This is a genomic window from Nostoc sp. CHAB 5836, assembly GCF_020829445.1.
GTDB lineage: Bacteria > Cyanobacteriota > Cyanobacteriia > Cyanobacteriales > Nostocaceae > Nostoc.
Genome location: NZ_JAIVFV010000148.1, coordinates 1 through 16691, shown reverse-complemented (window position 1 = coordinate 16691; position 16691 = coordinate 1). Strand labels below are relative to the sequence as shown.

Below are 16691 nucleotides of genomic sequence, written 5' to 3'. Positions count from 1 at the left end.
CTATACATCCAGCTTAATAATAGTAATTCCTATTTAGCTCTAGTAAATTCTCCTAATAAATAGTTCTTATGTACTAAATATATCCGTCTCCTTGGGGTGTGACAGTTGTGGGTGCGGAATGTGGGCTCAATACTGCGTAGTTTGAAAAGTCCTCTTGTTGGTAGCAAAACGTTTTCGATCCCCCTAAATCCCCCTTAATAAGGGGGACTTTGATTCTGGTTTCCCCCTTTTTAAGGCAATACAGTTCAGTTAAGCATTTCTTCCCTCTCTTTCTCTCTTCTCTCTGTGCCCTCTGCGCCTCTGCGGTTCGTTCAAGAGGTCTCTTAATCAGCCACCGTCAAGAGTTTTTTCGGAAATAACAGCTTTATCATCTGTATAATCACTGAAATGGGCAAAAGTGTCAGGCTGATTGCGGGTAATTAGTGATGAAACTGGATTTAGTTAGGTTTTTTCAGGCTTGCAACCCTAGCAAGACTCTGCTTGTCAGTAAGCCGGAGGATAGACAATATTATATTGATTTCTCTAAAGTGCGTGGTGCCAAGATTATTGAAGAATTAGGGCGAACTATTACCCGCCTTGCACCAGAACAACCTACCTGTCAATTATTTACCGGACATATCGGTTGTGGCAAATCCACTGAGTTACTGCGGCTAAAAGCAGAGTTAGAACAGCAGGGATTTCATGTGGTTTATTTTGAGTCTAGCCAAAGCCTGGATATGGCTGATATTGATATTACAGATATTTTACTGGCGATCGCTCGTGAAGTGAGTCAAAGTCTAGAAGCAATCAAAATTAACCTGAAACCAGGATACTTTAAAAATCTATTTGGCGAAATTTCTGAGTTTTTGCAAACGCCGCTAGATATTGAATTATCTGTAGGTATTGGGAAGATTACTGCCAAAACTAAAAATAGTCCCAAACTTCGCGCCGACCTACTTAATGTTTACGATTATGGTAATCGATCACCAGCAATTCTCGTTATGAGAATAATTATCACTATCATTACCAGCTATGCAAAATTTCAAGTTTTAGATATGGTTTTTGTATCTCTTTAATTCGTAAGCTTAGGGGATATTTTGAATCAGCCAGGAATTTTCGACGAAATAGTACTTTATTTCCGGTCAATTCTCGAAAATGCCTGATAAACGAACAGGTAAAAATAAGCACTGTCAAGTGTACCGGGGCATCAGAGACGATGGGGTAGGGATCATCGTAAAAATGCTAAAGCTTGATTATCCCTCTCCCCATGCCTTTATCCACTTTTCTTGGTCTTGCGATCGCTCTGAGCGACATTCTGGGCAGAATCCATGCAGCCAATATCTTCTCTGGCGCTTTTGAGCCTACCGCTGGATGCTTCAAACTCCCAAAAAGTAGCTTGGCTCAATTGTGTTAACATCAACCAAGAAAAGATGCAGAAATGGGCAGAACACCTCCCATGAATTATCTACATAAATTTCATCTAGTCGAGGCAGAAAAAGCGCGAGTCTTAGGGCAATTTTTTGAGGCTGAAGAGTTTTACGAGCGAGCGATCGCGGTGGCTGCTGAAAATGAGTTGATCCAGGAAGAAGCACTCGCCTATGAATTAGCGGCTAAACATTATCTGGCGCGAGGGCGGTCAAAAATTGCTCAAACTTACATAAAAGAGGCGCACTATTGCTACGATCGCTGGGGCGCAACCGCTAAAGTTAAAGATTTAGAAAAACGCTATCCACAACTCCTCAACACCAACCTAGTTCGGCAATCACATTCAATCGTGACCGATGAAACGATCCGTCATCCGACTGCGGCAATAGATTTGGCTGCGGCGATGAAAGCGGCTCAAGCCATCTCAGAAATGATCCATCTCGATCAATTAACTGCAACGTTGATGCAGGTGGTGATAGAAAATGCAGGAGCCGAAACTGGCGCTCTGGTTCTCCTGGAAGATGATCGGCTCACTGTTGTGGCTCAGTGCAGTGAGAGTAGACAGTGTAACCTAGAAAAGATCGCTGTTGCTGGCTGTGCAACAATTCCTGTCTCCGTCATCCAATCAGTAGAACGCACATCTGAAACTCTGGTGTTTGATGATGCAATCAGCGAACCGTCTTTTTTGACTGATCCTTATATTCAACATCAACAAACGCGATCGCTCCTGTGTATGCCCATTCTCAAGCAAAATCAGCTGATTGGCATACTTTATCTAGAGAACAATCTCAGTACCGGAGTGTTTACTAGCGATCGCTTACAAGTCCTTAAACTGTTGATGGCTCAGGCAGCAATTTCACTGGAGAATGCTCGGTTATATGAACGGTTATCAGATTATTCCGAAACACTGGAAAGGAAGGTAGAAGAGCAAACCCAAGCTTTGCAGCAGGAGATCGCGGAACGTCAACAAACCGAAGCCGCATTGAGACAAAGTGAAGCAAATTATCGCAACCTGCTACAAACCGCGAATTCCGTTATTATTCGCTATGATCCGCAAGGACGGATTCGCTACATCAACGATTATGGGGTAAAACTTCTTGGCTATGAAGAACATCAGATTTTAGGGCGGAGCTTATTTGAAACCATCATTCCAGAAGCCGAACTTTCTGGACGCGATGTGAGACCCTTTGTCCATGATTTACTTCGTAATCCTCAATCGTACCCGCAAGGCGAGGGTGAAAACCTGTGTCGAGACGGTCGGCGAGTTTGGGTTGTTTGGTCAAATCAAGCCATCTTCAATGAACAAGGAGATGTCGTTGAAATCTTATCGGTTGGCAATGACACCACCCAGCGTAGACAAGCAGAAGAGGCATTACAACGCAGTGAAGCCAAGTTCCGAACTATTTTTGAAAACTCACAGGTTGGTATCTACCGAACCCGCATCTATGATGGCTTAATTCTCAATGCCAATCAACGCTTTGCCGATCTGTTTGGCTTTGATTCACCCCAAGAGATTATCGGGCTGGAACACACTACAGGCTACTATGTCAATCAGGGCGTTCGCCAACAAGCCATTGAGTTGCTGAAGCGGGATGGGGAACTGCAAAGCTTTGAAGTCCAGATGCGAAAACAAGATGGGACATTGTTTTGGGGACTTTTCTCTTCTTATTTGAATGCAGCCGATGACTACATCGAAGGGGTGATTGCGGATATTAGCGATCGCAAACAGGCAGAAGTAGCATTGCAAGCCTCTGAAGCAGAGCTACGGGCGCTCTTTTCAGCCATTCCCGATCCGCTGTGTGTTTTCAATGCTAAAGGGCAAGTGATCGGCGCAATCAAAGGAAATCCGTCATATGGAGAGTTGCATAGGGAGGAGTATATTGGTAAAACACTGCATCAACTCTATGCTACGGAACAAGCTGATGAATTCCTGAGTTACATTCAGCAGGTGCTGAGAACCCAACAAGTACTCACAGTTGAATACAGCCAGTGGATAGCTGAACGAGAAATCTGGTTTTCGGCTCGCATTGCACCGATTCGGCACGAACAGGTGATTTGGATAGCGCGAGATATTACGCTGCAAAAGCGAGCAGAAGCAGCCTCGATTTTGGAAGAACGTAACCGCATGGCGCGTGAAATTCACGACACACTGGCTCAGGCGTTTACGGGCATTCTGGCTCAGGTAGGAGCGGCAAAACAGGTGCTAACGGATGATGTAGAAGCAACTGAGGCACACCTAGACCTGATCAAAGAATTGGCGCGAACTGGACTGGTTGAAGCGCGGCGATCGGTAGTAGCGCTCCGTCCTCAGCTTTTGGAGGAAGGCAGTCTACAGAGCGCTCTACATCGTCTCGTCGCTCAACTCAGAACTGCCGCAATGGATACCACTTTATATTATGAGATTGAGGGTGCAGTATATTCTCTGCCGATTGAAGTCGAGAGTAACCTACTGCGGATTGGGCAGGAAGCATTAATCAATGCGATTAGACACGCCAATGCTGACGAAATTCGAGTGAAGCTAGGATACGATCGCGATCAGTTTTGCTTGCGCGTGAGAGACAATGGACAGGGCTTTGGAGTTGGGAGTATTCCAGCCTCTGAGGGTTTTGGCTTACTAGGCATGAGCGAACGGGCAGAGCGCATCGGGGCACAACTCACGATTAGGAGTCAACCTGGAGAAGGAACAGAGATGATTGTTACCGTCGATCGGGAGGCATCACAATGAGCCAAGCCATTCGGGTTCTCATTGCAGACGATCATGCTATTTTTCGGCAAGGATTAGCCACGATTATTAACCGTGACCCAGATATGCAGGTGATTGCCCAAGCCGAAAATGGGGAACAAGCGATCGCTCTATTTGGGGAACACCAACCGGATGTCACGCTCATGGATCTCCGAATGCCTGAAGTGGAAGGAGTTGCCGCCATCGGTGCAATTTGTGCTACTGCTAAATCTGCTCGGATTATTGTACTGACCACGTATGATAGTGACGAAGATATTTATCGGGGATTGCAGGCAGGCGCAAAAGGATATCTGTTGAAAGAAACTGAACCTGACGAGCTTCTGAATGCTATTCGTACCGTTCATCGGGGTCAGAAGTATATTCCGCCTGATGTAGGAGCAAAGTTGGTACAGCGCCTCAGCAATCCAGAACTGAGTGAAAGAGAACTAGAAGTACTCGGCTCACTGGCGCAGGGAATGAGCAATGCCGATATTGCAGCTGCTTTGAGTATCGGTGAAGGCACTGTCAAATCTCATGTCAATCGGATTTTGAATAAGTTAGATGTTAGCGATCGCACCCAAGCTGTAATTGTTGCCGTTAAACGCGGCATTGTTAATTTATAGGATGTACTTTCGATAGAATTGGGATTCTAACTTGAGTTAGAACCAGCCTTCTACTCCACGATGGCATGGTTGCTCTATCAATTTATACTGTAAAAATTTTAACTTGCTATAGACGACAGCTTGAAGGCGATCGCCTATATTGAATTTATGCAAATAGAAGTGCATCCAATCAGGCAAATCATGCTCCTTGAGAGCGGTAAGAGGCTGTCTCTAAAAAAATGTAAAGGGGACGGAAGCGGGCGATCGCAAACGCTCAAATCCTGATTCATACGACCAATCTGGTGCCTTTACACGGTTGATATCCGAAGTTTTCCGCCGGGAAGAGTAGACGCTAAAAGGAAACCCATTAGCTTTCTCAGGAGTCCGGTGTCATCAATCAATACATCATTGACCTGGAAAACAACGTTGTCATTTGTAACCCTTGCCACCCTACTCATTCTGCTGATTGACAAAGTGACACAACCATTCACAACAAGAGGTAACTATCATGATGCTGAAAGACAAGGTTGCTTTGGTGACTGGCGGAACATCGGGCATCGGTCGAGCAACCGCGATCGCTTATGCCAAACAACAAGCAAAGGTGGTGGTAGTTGGTCGTCGAAACTCCTCCGTTACGCCTATCACTGCAAGGTACTCGCCATCATTTATAGGATGTACTTTCGATAGAATTGGGATTCTAACTTAAGTTATAGCTAGCCTTCTACTCCATGATGGCATGGTTGCTCTATCAATTTATACTGTAAAAATTTTAACTTGCTATAGACGAAAGCTTGAAGGCGATCGCCTATATTGAATTTATGCAAACAGTTACGCAATCAATGGATTGAGTAAGTAAATTGCCAGGTTCCATGCTTGATGCAAATGTATAAAAATGAACGACGCTCGTAGCCACAGTTCTTTACTTGTAACCCCTTCAACCCAGGATTGGATGCGAGGTGTGCTGAGTGCTAAGGTCGTGCTGGTGATGTATGGAGACTATCAATGCTCTAAAAGTGCGGATGTTTACAAGCTGATTAAATTGCTCAAAGGAGAACTTAGTGCTTCTTTTGGAGAAGATGATTTATGCTTTATCTTCCGTCATTTTCCGCAAGCACAGATTCATCCCCAAGCTCAACGGGCAGCCCAAGCAGCCGTTGCCGCCGCCGCTCAGGGACAGTTTTGGTCAATGCACGACACTTTGTTTGCCCATCAACAGAAGTTAGAAAATGGTTATCTTGTAGAGTACGCCAATGATTTAGGGCTTGATATCCCTCAATTTCTCAAAGAGTTGTCTAAACAAGTGCATATCGATCGCATCAATGAGGATATCGAAAGTGGATTGCAGAGTGGAATAACGGCGGCTCCAGCCCTATTTATCAATAACATCGAATATATCGGACGCTGGAGAATGACAGAGTTGATGGCAACCATTGTTGCTGCCAGTCATTGAGCTAACCGATCCCTATTAGCCCGACCTATTTTGCGAGTTTATTCAAATAGGCGATAGGAGTTTCACCACACCAGTATGTGATTCAACAGCGGGTGGAACCGGGCGAAAACAATATTGTCGAAAACGGATTTGGCGATAACCCTTCGGGATAGCTTCTCTACGAGACGCTCCGCGAACGCTTACCGCAGACATAGCTCTACAAGTCGATTTCTCCAGTCAAAGCCATCTGACCCAACAGCTTAAGCGCTTGACTGGAATGACTCCAAAACAAGTTCGCTGACACGATACGAATCATTCATAGCGACAAGATGAGAATCAAAGCAACCAAAGGAAAGCAGGGAATTGGAATGGAAGGGAAAGACGCGACTTACGTGGAGGCTGCCCGGTGGGGTAAGCATCGGTGGTGGCGGTATCTTCTGGGGCTGATGATCATCCTCTTTGCATGGATGGTCGTCGCCAACTTCGCTAGCGCGATCGTCGCGCTAGCGCTCGGCGGCAAAGAGGGTGTCGCAGCACTCAGTCGGCTAGATTACGCCGCGTTCGGTTCCGTAGGGGGCTTCGTCGTGGTCATGGCAGGTTTTCCGGTGTTCCTCGCGGGAATTCTCATTGCCGTCTCCCTCATCCACCAGCGTCATCCCCGGACGCTCGTCACGGCGAGAGAGAAGATCAGTTGGACTCGCATCGGTCACGGCTTCGTGGCTGGGTTCGTGCCGTGGGTGCTGCTAGGCGGGCTGGGGCAATACCTCCTCTACCCCGATAGCTTCTCCTTCAACTCCGACCTCACGACGTTCGCGCTCTTCGTGCCGATCGCACTGGTCATCACTGCGATCCAGACGACCACAGAGGAGCTTTTCTTTCGCGGGTACATCGTGCAGGGCGCGAGCCTGATCTGGTCTAAGCGCGTCTTTCTGGCGATCGTGTCGGCTGTGATATTCACCCTGCCGCACGCCACCAACCCGGAGGCACAGGAGGGTGGCTGGATCGGGATGTTCGTCGGCACGGGTCTGCTGTATGCGGTCGTTTCATTGATCGACGGCACTACCGAGCTTGCGATCGGCGCGCACTTCGCCAACAACCTCGCGTACTTTCTCTTGTTCAACTGGTCTGGAAGCTTCTTCACTACGCCAGCCCTGTTCAGTATCAGCGAGTACCATGCGAGATTCTACGACATCACATCTCTCGTGCTGATTCCCGTTTTCCTGGTGATTGTTTTCCGGGTGTTCAAACGTGACAAGGCATCCAAACCCGTTTTCCAGAGCCACTGGAAGAATCCTCAGTAATCCCATCGAACCCTGAAAACACTAGCAAAGGCAATTAGCGATCAAATCACGGGTAAAGGAGACAAAGATGAGAATCAAAGCAACCAAAGGAAAGCATGGAATTAGAACGGAAGGGAAAGACGCGACTTACGTGGAGGCTGCCCGGTGGGGTAAGCATCGAAGGTGGCAGTATGTTCTGGGACTGGTGGTCATCCTCTCTACGTGGCTAGTGGTCGGCAGCGTTGGCAGCGCGATCGTCGCGCTTGCGCTGGACGGTCCAGAGGGTTTCGCGGCGTTCCGTCGGGCGGATTTAGCTGCGCTCGGCTCTGTGGGGAGCTTCCTGGTAATCATGGCAGGTTTTCCGTTCTTCCTTGCGGGGATACTCCTCACCGTTTCCCTTATCCACCGCCGCCCCCTGCGAACGCTGATCACGGCGCGGGAGAAGATAAGCTGGACTCGTGTCGGTCACGGATTTGTGGCGTGGTTCGTGCCATACTGCCTGATCGGTGGGCTAGGACAGTATCTTTTCTACCCCGACACCTTGTCCTTCAACTCCGACCTCACGACGTTCGCACTCTTCATCCCTCTGGCACTGGTCATCACTGCGATCCAGACCACCACTGAGGAGCTTTTCTTTCGCGGATACATTGTGCAGGGCGCGAGCCTCGTCTGGACGAACCCCGTGTTTCTAGCGCTCGTATCAGCCGTCATATTCACCCTGCCGCACCTCCTCAACCCGGAGGCGATCGCGGGCGGTTGGCTCACGGTCTTTTTCAGCTACTTCCTCGTTCCGGGTCTGCTGTGGACCATAATCTCGTTGATTGACGGAACCACTGAGCTTGCCATCGGCGTACACTTCGCTAACAACATTGGCGGCATACTCGTGATCAACGCAGCCGGAACCGTCGTGACCACGCCAGCCCTGTTCACAGTCAGCGAGTACCACGCGACCTACGGGGCGCTATCAGTGCTGGTTGCAGTACCCGTGTTCCTGGCGATCGCCTACAAGGTGTTCAAACGTGACGAGGCATCCGAACCCGTTTCCCAGAGCCGTCGGAAGGGGCATCAGTGATCTCGTCAGTTCGTAAAACTATCAGCAAGTGGATCAAAGGAGTGGATCATCATGTCTAAAGTGCCTTCTAACTACCCGCAGCAGCCAGGGAAGTCCCCTGTCGCGTCCTTGGAGCGGTCTGCACCCAACCAAGTCTCCCGTCCAAGCTGGCTTGAGATCATTGTGGGTCTTGTCGTCTTCGCGATCGTCGGATTCGGGGTTGGTTCGCAACTCAAGCGGCTCGGTCTTGACCCCGTGGTCTACGGATTGGTCTTCACCTCGCTCTCCGGGATTGCCGGGATTGCCGGGTTCGCAGCGGCAGCACTACTACGGATTCGATCCCTGAGTGCCTTTGGCGTGCGCCGAGTTTCCAGACGCTGGCTGCTCATCGCGATCGGAGTCGGACTGGTTGCCTTTGTACTCAAGGGATTGGCAGTTCTGGGCTGGATTCAGATCACCGGGAACACCAACAATGTTCAGGGTGTGTACGCAGAGGGCGGCAGCGGCGGAGTACTATCCCTGTTTTTAGCCACGTTGTTCCTCGGAATCGTCACGCCTCTTGGTGAGGAGTTGCTCTTTCGGGGTGTCGTCGCTAATGCGCTGCTGCGCTACGGTTCGTTCATCGGGGTCGTGGGTAGCACCGTGATCTTTGCCCTTGGTCACGGCATCAACATCGTCTTTCCCGCAGCCGTAGTCGCTGGTCTCGCCACTGCTGAGGTCTTCCGCCGCAGCGGCTCGGTCTGGACTGCTGTTATTGCTCACGTCGTTTTCAACTTGCCCACAATTCCGGTGATGGTAGCTGCTGGCATGGGCTGATAGGAAGGATCATCTGGAGGTTAAACCAATGGCAATTCTGAAACAATTCGGGATTCTATTTGTATTGGGCAGTGTGGGAATTGTCATGTTCACGATCGCGTCTATTCCTTTAGTCGAGCAACAGTTAGCGAAACTGTCTCCAGAAATACTGGAAAAAGTGCCACCATTGGGGATTTTAATGCTTCTGCAAGGACTACAGTATTCAATTCTACTGGCAATCAGCATTCTTATCGGAATTGGTTGTGCCTATCGTGTTGGATTAAGCTCCCATTTGATTGATCATTGGGTGTTTCACACCGCTAAGTCTCCATCTTTTGCCGTTGAGATGAAGTGGAGCTTGGGTGTGGGTGCAGCGGCGGCGATCGTTCTCTTGTTGCTCGATCAGTTGATGCAACCTGTCCTACCTGAAGCGCTACGGGCAGCAAATAATACAGAGCCAAGTTGGTTGAATTTGCTCACAGCAATGTTCTATGGCGGCATCACTGAGGAAATTTTGATGCGCTGGGGTTTAATGTCGCTGCTTGTTTGGATTGCGTGGAAAGGGCTAAAACAAGGCGTTACGTTGCCAAGTCAAGGGATTTACCAGGGTGCGATCGTTCTAGCCGCGTTAGTATTTGGACTACTACACCTGCCAGCGACTGCCGCGATCGTTCCCCTCACTCCAGTTGTGATTATTCGGGCGTTGTTACTGAATGGAATTGTGGGGATTGCGTTTGGCTGGCTCTTTTGGCAATATTCGCTAGAAGCTGCAATGTTAGCCCATATCAGCTTTCATGCTTTTGCCTCTGTTCTTAGCGGTTTACTGGCAAGGTTGGCTTAAGTTTTGGAATAGATATCGTAGGGCTAGCACTGCCCACAAAGCTTTACCGTGAAAGGTTTTAAAAAGAAAGGTTTTAAAAATGGTGGGCGATGCCCACTACTTGAATTGATGCTCAACTCTACAGTTTTAAGGTGGTAAATCAAATGATTCAGTGCAAAGATTTTGCGCCTCGGATTACTGAACGGGGACCCTTCGGCGGCCCTTCCGAATATGAATTCTTCTCTGAGGTTGTGAGTGAGGTCAATCAGTGGATTGCAAGTAAAACGGTACAGGTGATCAATGTTGAAACTGTTGTTTTACCAGATAGCTTGAAAAGCACAAGTGATGGTGTTTACGGCGTAACAGTCAGTAATGGGGTCTACCCAGTGATGATCAGCCAGGGCGTTACAGTCAATTGCTTTCAATGTGTGCGTGTGTGGTACAGAGAATAAGCTTCACCGGAGAAGAAATAATGAAACGATTTACCTTGTTTACTTTTCTGTACCTCGCGCTCGGAGTTTGCCTGAGTGCGATCGCACTTGGATACCCAAACCTGCCTTCGGGTCTTCAAAGAAGCTTGTTCGCCAGTGCAGGAGCGTCTTACCTTGTTTGTCTCTTCAGTACCTTCCCTTTTTGGCGGGAGGCGACGCTCCGCTTCTATCGCAGACGGAATTCAGCGGTTATTGTACCCTGGTTGGGGATTGGAGTGAACATTATTGTGACGATCTGGGAGCTTCAGAGTCAGAACTGGGCAATGGAAGCCATTTTACAAGCGTTTTCGCGGCTATCAGTCGTCTTAATATTTGCAGAAATCATTGTGATTACATGGCGAAATCCTGAACATTAGTATCTAAATCAGAAGAAGGAACACCATGAATAAGCCCAAGTTTTTTGTCACTCCAGGTTATGGGGAATACCTGCTGAATGAATTGCATTACTCGCAAGCGGTAAAAATTGGCGATCGAGTAGAGACATCAGGTCAAGGCGGGGTGGATGACAATCTGCAAATTCCCGAATCGCTCGCGGACGAGATTGCTCAGGCATTTCGGAACGTAGAGCGAACTTTGGCGACTGCTGGAGCGGGTTGGGAGGATGTTGTCCACATCAATTCTTACCATGTTGGAGGGTTTCCCCCAGAGGTTAACGAGGTGATGGTCAAGCTATTTCGTCATTATATGCCCAACCATGCCCCCATTTGGACAGAGGTAGGAGTCGCGGCTCTTGCACTTCCAACGATGCGAATTGAAATCCGCGTGACTGCAATTGTTCCGTGAGTTTTGCACTTAAAGGCAACGGGCTATTGCAAAGTCAGGGAGTTACTTCCGCTGAATGGTATCGAAATCCCATCACTGTTTATTCTGAATCAAGGGGAGTTGGCACACATGGAATTTATGAAGGCAGCGGTAGCACACCAACGTCTAGAGCAGGGAGGAACACGGGGCAAAATTGTACTGAAATTTACAGAAAATTAGACTAGCTTCACGGCGTTGGTAATTGCTAAACGGATTGGAGTTTGATTTTGTCCAGCAGGGCATCACAAGGGGGGGGTGTTGATGAATGACTGACTGGAGCAGAACAAGAAAACCGTCACGGCGTTCTACGACCTGATGTTCAACTTACGAATTGAACAAAGGAGAAATTCAGATGTCAGACAAAAATAAAGCAATCTTAGAAGAGGCAAACGCAGCGATCGCCCAAGGCAATTATGAAGGATTCTTGTCGTTCTGTGCCGACGACACAAAATGGACATTTGTAGGCGACAAGACCCTTGAAGGAAAAGAAGCCGTTCGCCAATGGATGGTAACGACATACTTAGAGCCGCCAAAGTTTAGGGTCGTGAACTTAATCGCTGAGGGTGATTTCGTCACAGCACTCGGCGACATCACCATGAAGGACGAAGACGGGAAGACGGCTGATTACTCGTACTGTGACATCTGGCGCTTTCGCGATGGTCAGATGGTCGAATTAAGAGCTTTCGTCATCAAAACCTTGAGAAGGTGATGAAAGAATTTGGTGAAAACAATGTAATTAATTTTGTTTACCTACTTGCGATCGTTTAACTCAGGTAGTTGCGGTCAACCCTTTTGTTACATAGATCAATGACATGTTCAAAACTGCAAAATCACAACAAGAATTACTGAAATTCAACCTCTTTGGCTTTCGACTCTCATTTCAAAAGATAAAGATAGCGATGCGCCGCGCAACCCTTTTTGCGATCGCGCTACTCTTTACCACCCATTTCGCCTCCGCCTGCACGGAGTCCACAGCAATGTCACCTACAATCACCTATCCTGAAACCAAGCGAGTCGATGTCGTCGAGGAACATTTCGGACAGATGATCGCTGACCCCTATTGCTGGTTGGAAAACGATGTCCGCAATGACAAAGAAGTCGCCGCTTGGGTCGAATCGCAGAACAAAGTCACCAATGCTCATCTCAATACGCTGCCAGGTCGAGATATCTTCAAGAACCGACTGAAGCAGTTGTACAACTATGAGCGGTTCTCTATTCCAGTCAAAAAGGGTGGACGGTATTTCTACCTTCATAATTCCGGACTTCAGAACCAGCAGGTTCTTTATGTCCGCGACAGCGTAGATAGCGCAGGGCGTGTGCTGATCGATCCCAACAGTTGGGCAGAGGACGGGGCGACTGCGCTTGCTGAATGGTCAGCTTCTGATGATGGCAAGCGCGTGGCTTATGCGGTGCAGGATGGCGGTACCGACTGGCGCACGATTCGGGTACTGGAAGTGAACACGGGCAAGGTACTCGACGATCAGGTCAAATGGGCGAGATTCACCAGCATCGCATGGACGAAGGACGGATCTGGCTTTTTCTACGCCCGTTACCCTGAACCGAAGCAGGGCACCGAATCGCAAGCAAGCGTAGCCAACCATGCCGTCTATTTTCATGCGATCGGCACCCCCCAGGCGCAAGATCGGCTGGTCTATACAAACCCGGATCAGCCGAACATGCTGCATACCTTGAGCATCACTGAAGACGGGCGTTACGTCGCCATCACTTCTACGCCCATTTCAGCGACCAACACACTGACCGTGGTGGATCTCCAGAGCGCTGATTGGAAGCCTCGCAAGCTGGTCGATAATCTCGATAATCAATGGGGTGTCGTCGGCAATGTGGGGACAAAGTTCTTCCTCATGACTAGCCAGGACGCGCCGCGCTTCAAGGTCGTGACGATGGACATCGCCGCTGCTGACCCAGCGATCAGGGATGTAGTGCCGGAGCAGGATTCGGTTCTGCTCAATCCGTCGCTGGTCGCTGGACGGTTGCTGATCTCCTATCTGGCTGACGTGAAGACAGAAATTCGACGCTACACGCTGGATGGCAAGGCTGATGGTGTGGTGAGGCTGCCCGGTATCGGCACCGCTGGCGGTTTTAAGGGTAAACAGAGCGACCCGGAAACCTTCTTCATCTTCACCAGCTTTAACGCTCCGGGCGTAATCTATCGATACGATGTCGCCAGCAACACGGCGCGGGTGTGGGCACAACCCAAGGTGGCGATCGATCTCAGTCAGATCGCAGTCGAACAGCGTTTCTATACGTCAAAGGATGGCACCCGTGTCCCGATGTTTATCGTCCGACGCAAGGATGTGACCCGTTCGGCACCAACGCTGCTCTATGCCTATGGGGGATTTGGAATCCCCATACTTCCCGCTTTCTCGCCGGAGCATTTGGGATGGGTCGAACAGGGCGGAGTGTACGCTGTTGCTAACATTCGCGGCGGCTCCGAATATGGCAAGGCATGGCACGAAGCGGGTCGTCGTCAGAACAAGCAAAATGTCTTCGACGATTTCATCGCGGCGGGCGAGTATCTCAAGGCGCAGGGAATCACGCCCCAAGACGGCTTGGCGATTCAGGGTGGATCGAATGGCGGACTCCTGATCGGCGCAGTGGTCAATCAGCGACCGGATCTGTTCGCCGCCGCGCTGCCCCAGGTTGGGGTCATGGACATGCTCCGCTTCGACCAGTTCACGAGCGGAAAAACATGGGTAGACGAGTTTGGGTCTCCGGCACGGGAAGCGGATTTCCGTAACCTCTTGAGCTATTCGCCTTATCACAACATCGAGTCTGACAAGGCATATCCCGCGATCCTTGCCACCACTGCCGACACAGACGATCGCGTGGTGCCAGGGCACACCTTCAAATATGTCGCTGCGCTCCAGGCGGCGGATATCGGTGACAAGCCCCACCTTGCCCGCATCGAGACGCGCGCGGGACATGGAGCGGGCAAGCCCACGGACAAGATCATTGAGGAAACGGCGGATATGTGGGCTTTTGCCGCTCATTGGACGGGGCTGGATGTGAAGCCAGCGAAGTGATCGCGTCAAACAAATCAACATACGTCGAACTAATCGAGGAAGCGTAACGCCTCACACCACCCTATTTTCGTCAATGCGTAAGTTCTAACAAACTAATTTACAGTCTGCGCTTTGGTGGGGTCATCGATGACCCCGTTAATACCTGAACCCATCAACAACTAGCTCGAAGGAGTTTATCCCCATGTCTCACATTTCTTCTAATCACAAGCGAGATCGTGGCCTACCTACGCACGGCTCAGAACCAACGGTTCCCGCTAGGAGGAGAACCCTGCTTGCTAGGAAGACCCACGTCGGAAGCTCGCTAATGATTGGGGCGGTGATACTAGTTCTTAGTGCCTGCGGACAGCCCACACTCGGTCACCCGTCAAAGCCAGGAGTAAAAGTCCCTGCGGAGCTGAAACACTTCTACAACCAGAAGCTGACCTTCGGCTCGTGCGAGGGCTATGCCACCACGGATGCCGACGCTAAGGACTTCGCCAACGACACCTTCGAATGCGCCCGGCTTGAGGTGCCGCTCGACTACCAGAACCCTGGCGGGCGAACCGCGCAGATTGCACTGCTGCGCGTACCGGCAAAGGGCAAGCAATCGGCTCCCTGCTGCTCAACCCAGGCGGCCCCGGCTTCTCCGGGATGAGCTACGCGGTCACGGTGGCAAAGAACTTGGCCGACAGTCCGGTCACCAAGCAGTTTGACCTGATCGGGTTCGACCCACGCGGGGTTGCGGCCTCGACACCAGCCCTAGACTGCTTCACCGATGCCGAACGAGAGGCCGATAAGTTGGTCAACTCGATCAACTCCGGGGGCAAGGACTACACCGACCACCAGACCCGTCAGTTGTACCAAAAATGCGCCGAGCGTTCCGGCGGTGAGGACGTGCTGGCTCACGTCGGCACGCGCGATGTCGCCCGTGACATGGACTTACTCCGCGCGGTGTTCGGCGGACAAGCTCTCCTTTTTCGGCGCCAGCTACGGTACCCGGCTCGGCGCGATCTACGCCGAAACCTTCCCGCAGAACGTGCGGGCCATGGTGCTCGATGGCGCGGTCGACCCTACCACCGGCACCACCGAGCGTCGCCTCGTCCTGTTCGCGGGTTTCCAGCGTGCCTTCGACAACATGGCGGCCTTCTGCGCTAAAACCCCGACTTGTCCGCTCGGCACCGATCCCAAGCAAGCTACCGCCGCCTTCCAGCAGATCGTGCGGCCACTGATTGATAAACCGATCATCACCGCAGACGGACGCAAGGTCACTTACACCGCCGTAATTGACGGCGTGACCACTGGGCTTTACGGCGAGACGCTCTGGCCTGCGGTGATTAAAGCCATCACCGAACTCAAGTCCGGAAGCGGTAAAACCCTGCTGCTCTTGCGCGACATCCTCAGCCAGCGCAATGCCGACGGTAGCTACGGCAATAACTACGAGTCCCTGGTGGCCATTAACTGCCTCGACGAGGAACGCCACACGCCCGAGCAGGAGAGCGCGATGACGCGCGACATTTTCAAGGTCGCACCGTTTCTGGACACTGGCCGACCCGTCAACGCCCGCGACCTCTGTGAGCATTGGCGCGTGAAACCTACCCTCGGCTACCCCTACGCCCAGAACATCAAAGGACTCCCCAAAACCTTGGTCGTGTCGGTCACTCGCGATCCGGCCACCCCGCACGAGGGCGGCATCAGCCTCGCCAAGACGCTCGGCGCGAGCCTGCTGACCGTCGAGGGCGAACAGCACGGTGTAGCCCTCACCCCCGACAGTGCGTGTGTCAACGACATCGTCGCCGACTATCTCATCGGTCTCAAAATCCCCGCAGACGGCGCTCGCTGCGTCCTTTAGGCGTGTTGGGACACTAGAGCGGATAGCCTGAACACAGAGTGAGCGCTGCGGCAGCAACGCTCACCATAGTGTGGGTTCCCTCCAGCGCCAAAACTAAGGATTTAGAAACCCCTCTCGACAATCGTACTGAACAGAGGAACACAATGAATAAGACTAAAGCTGTACCATTTAAACCTCACTGAATTTTGCAGCCTGAAACCCTTGTTGCTACGTTACCAAATGCTGTATTAAATAACTTAGACTTCAATTGGCACAGTAAAAATAAGGTTTTTCGGTGATTTTCAGATCGTAGAGCAATTTTATTTTTGTAACCCTTTAGGAGCAAGTGTCGGTGGAAGGATAAGATTGCCGCGACTGGAAGGATAAGATTGCCGCCACAGTGGCTGAGATGCTGATGTGTCCGTTAGACACTTTTAGTCATTTT

General features: G+C 50.4%; 16 protein-coding genes and 2 pseudogenes. All 18 read left to right on the top strand.

Going from position 1 to position 16691, the window contains the following annotated elements; genetic code table 11:
- Positions 1–425: 425 nt before the first annotated feature.
- A pseudogene (locus LC605_RS24055) lies at positions 426–935 on the top strand (ATP-binding protein); the annotation flags it as partial.
- Positions 936–1134: 199 nt separating this feature from the next.
- Positions 1135–1338, top strand: coding sequence for a hypothetical protein (locus LC605_RS24050; RefSeq protein WP_229550026.1), 204 nt, complete (start codon positions 1135–1137; stop codon positions 1336–1338).
- Between the two features lie 97 nt (positions 1339–1435).
- Positions 1436–4129: a PAS domain S-box protein gene (locus LC605_RS24045; protein ID WP_229550025.1), complete on the top strand. Its 2694-nt coding sequence runs from the start codon at positions 1436–1438 to the stop codon at positions 4127–4129.
- Complete coding sequence (locus LC605_RS24040; RefSeq protein ID WP_029634594.1) at positions 4126–4749, top strand: response regulator transcription factor; 624 nt, start codon at positions 4126–4128, stop codon at positions 4747–4749. Before LC605_RS24045 ends, LC605_RS24040 begins: the two co-directional genes overlap by 4 nt.
- 487 nt (positions 4750–5236) lie before the next feature.
- Positions 5237–5434: an SDR family NAD(P)-dependent oxidoreductase gene (locus LC605_RS34340; RefSeq protein WP_369010370.1), complete on the top strand. Its 198-nt coding sequence runs from the start codon at positions 5237–5239 to the stop codon at positions 5432–5434.
- A gap of 186 nt (positions 5435–5620) precedes the next feature.
- On the top strand, positions 5621–6178 hold the full coding sequence (locus LC605_RS24030; protein WP_229550024.1) for a DsbA family protein: 558 nt from the start codon (positions 5621–5623) through the stop codon (positions 6176–6178).
- Between the two features lie 148 nt (positions 6179–6326).
- On the top strand, positions 6327–6458 hold the full coding sequence (locus LC605_RS33480) for an AraC family transcriptional regulator (RefSeq protein ID WP_309143278.1): 132 nt from the start codon (positions 6327–6329) through the stop codon (positions 6456–6458).
- Positions 6459–6525: 67 nt separating this feature from the next.
- Complete coding sequence (locus LC605_RS24020; protein WP_229550023.1) at positions 6526–7458, top strand: CPBP family intramembrane glutamic endopeptidase; 933 nt, start codon at positions 6526–6528, stop codon at positions 7456–7458.
- 67 nt (positions 7459–7525) lie between these two features.
- Positions 7526–8509: a CPBP family intramembrane glutamic endopeptidase gene (locus LC605_RS24015; protein WP_229550022.1), complete on the top strand. Its 984-nt coding sequence runs from the start codon at positions 7526–7528 to the stop codon at positions 8507–8509.
- 51 nt (positions 8510–8560) lie between these two features.
- Entirely contained in the window at positions 8561–9304 is a 744-nt protein-coding gene (locus LC605_RS24010; RefSeq protein ID WP_229550021.1) for a CPBP family intramembrane glutamic endopeptidase, read from the top strand.
- 28 nt (positions 9305–9332) lie between these two features.
- The gene (locus LC605_RS24005; RefSeq protein WP_229550020.1) at positions 9333–10124 is read left to right on the top strand and encodes a CPBP family intramembrane glutamic endopeptidase; all 792 of its coding nucleotides are present in this window, start codon (positions 9333–9335) and stop codon (positions 10122–10124) included.
- 143 nt (positions 10125–10267) lie between these two features.
- Positions 10268–10555, top strand: a complete 288-nt coding sequence (locus LC605_RS24000) for a hypothetical protein (protein ID WP_229550019.1) — start codon at positions 10268–10270, stop codon at positions 10553–10555.
- A 420-nt stretch (positions 10556–10975) separates the two neighbouring features.
- A complete protein-coding gene (locus LC605_RS23995; RefSeq protein WP_229550018.1) occupies positions 10976–11377 on the top strand; it encodes a RidA family protein in 402 nt (133 codons plus the stop codon).
- Between the two features lie 370 nt (positions 11378–11747).
- Positions 11748–12104, top strand: a complete 357-nt coding sequence (locus LC605_RS23990; protein WP_229550017.1) for a nuclear transport factor 2 family protein — start codon at positions 11748–11750, stop codon at positions 12102–12104.
- A gap of 103 nt (positions 12105–12207) precedes the next feature.
- A complete protein-coding gene (locus tag LC605_RS23985) occupies positions 12208–14439 on the top strand; it encodes a prolyl oligopeptidase family protein (protein WP_229550016.1) in 2232 nt (743 codons plus the stop codon).
- 304 nt (positions 14440–14743) lie between these two features.
- Positions 14744–15073: a hypothetical protein gene (locus LC605_RS23980; protein WP_229550015.1), complete on the top strand. Its 330-nt coding sequence runs from the start codon at positions 14744–14746 to the stop codon at positions 15071–15073.
- Positions 15070–15237: pseudogene (locus LC605_RS23975) on the top strand (hypothetical protein); the annotation flags it as partial. The gene LC605_RS23980 and the pseudogene LC605_RS23975, both read left to right, overlap by 4 nt.
- A 109-nt stretch (positions 15238–15346) precedes the next feature.
- A complete protein-coding gene (locus tag LC605_RS23970) occupies positions 15347–16267 on the top strand; it encodes an alpha/beta hydrolase (protein ID WP_229550014.1) in 921 nt (306 codons plus the stop codon).
- Positions 16268–16691: the final 424 nt, after the last annotated feature.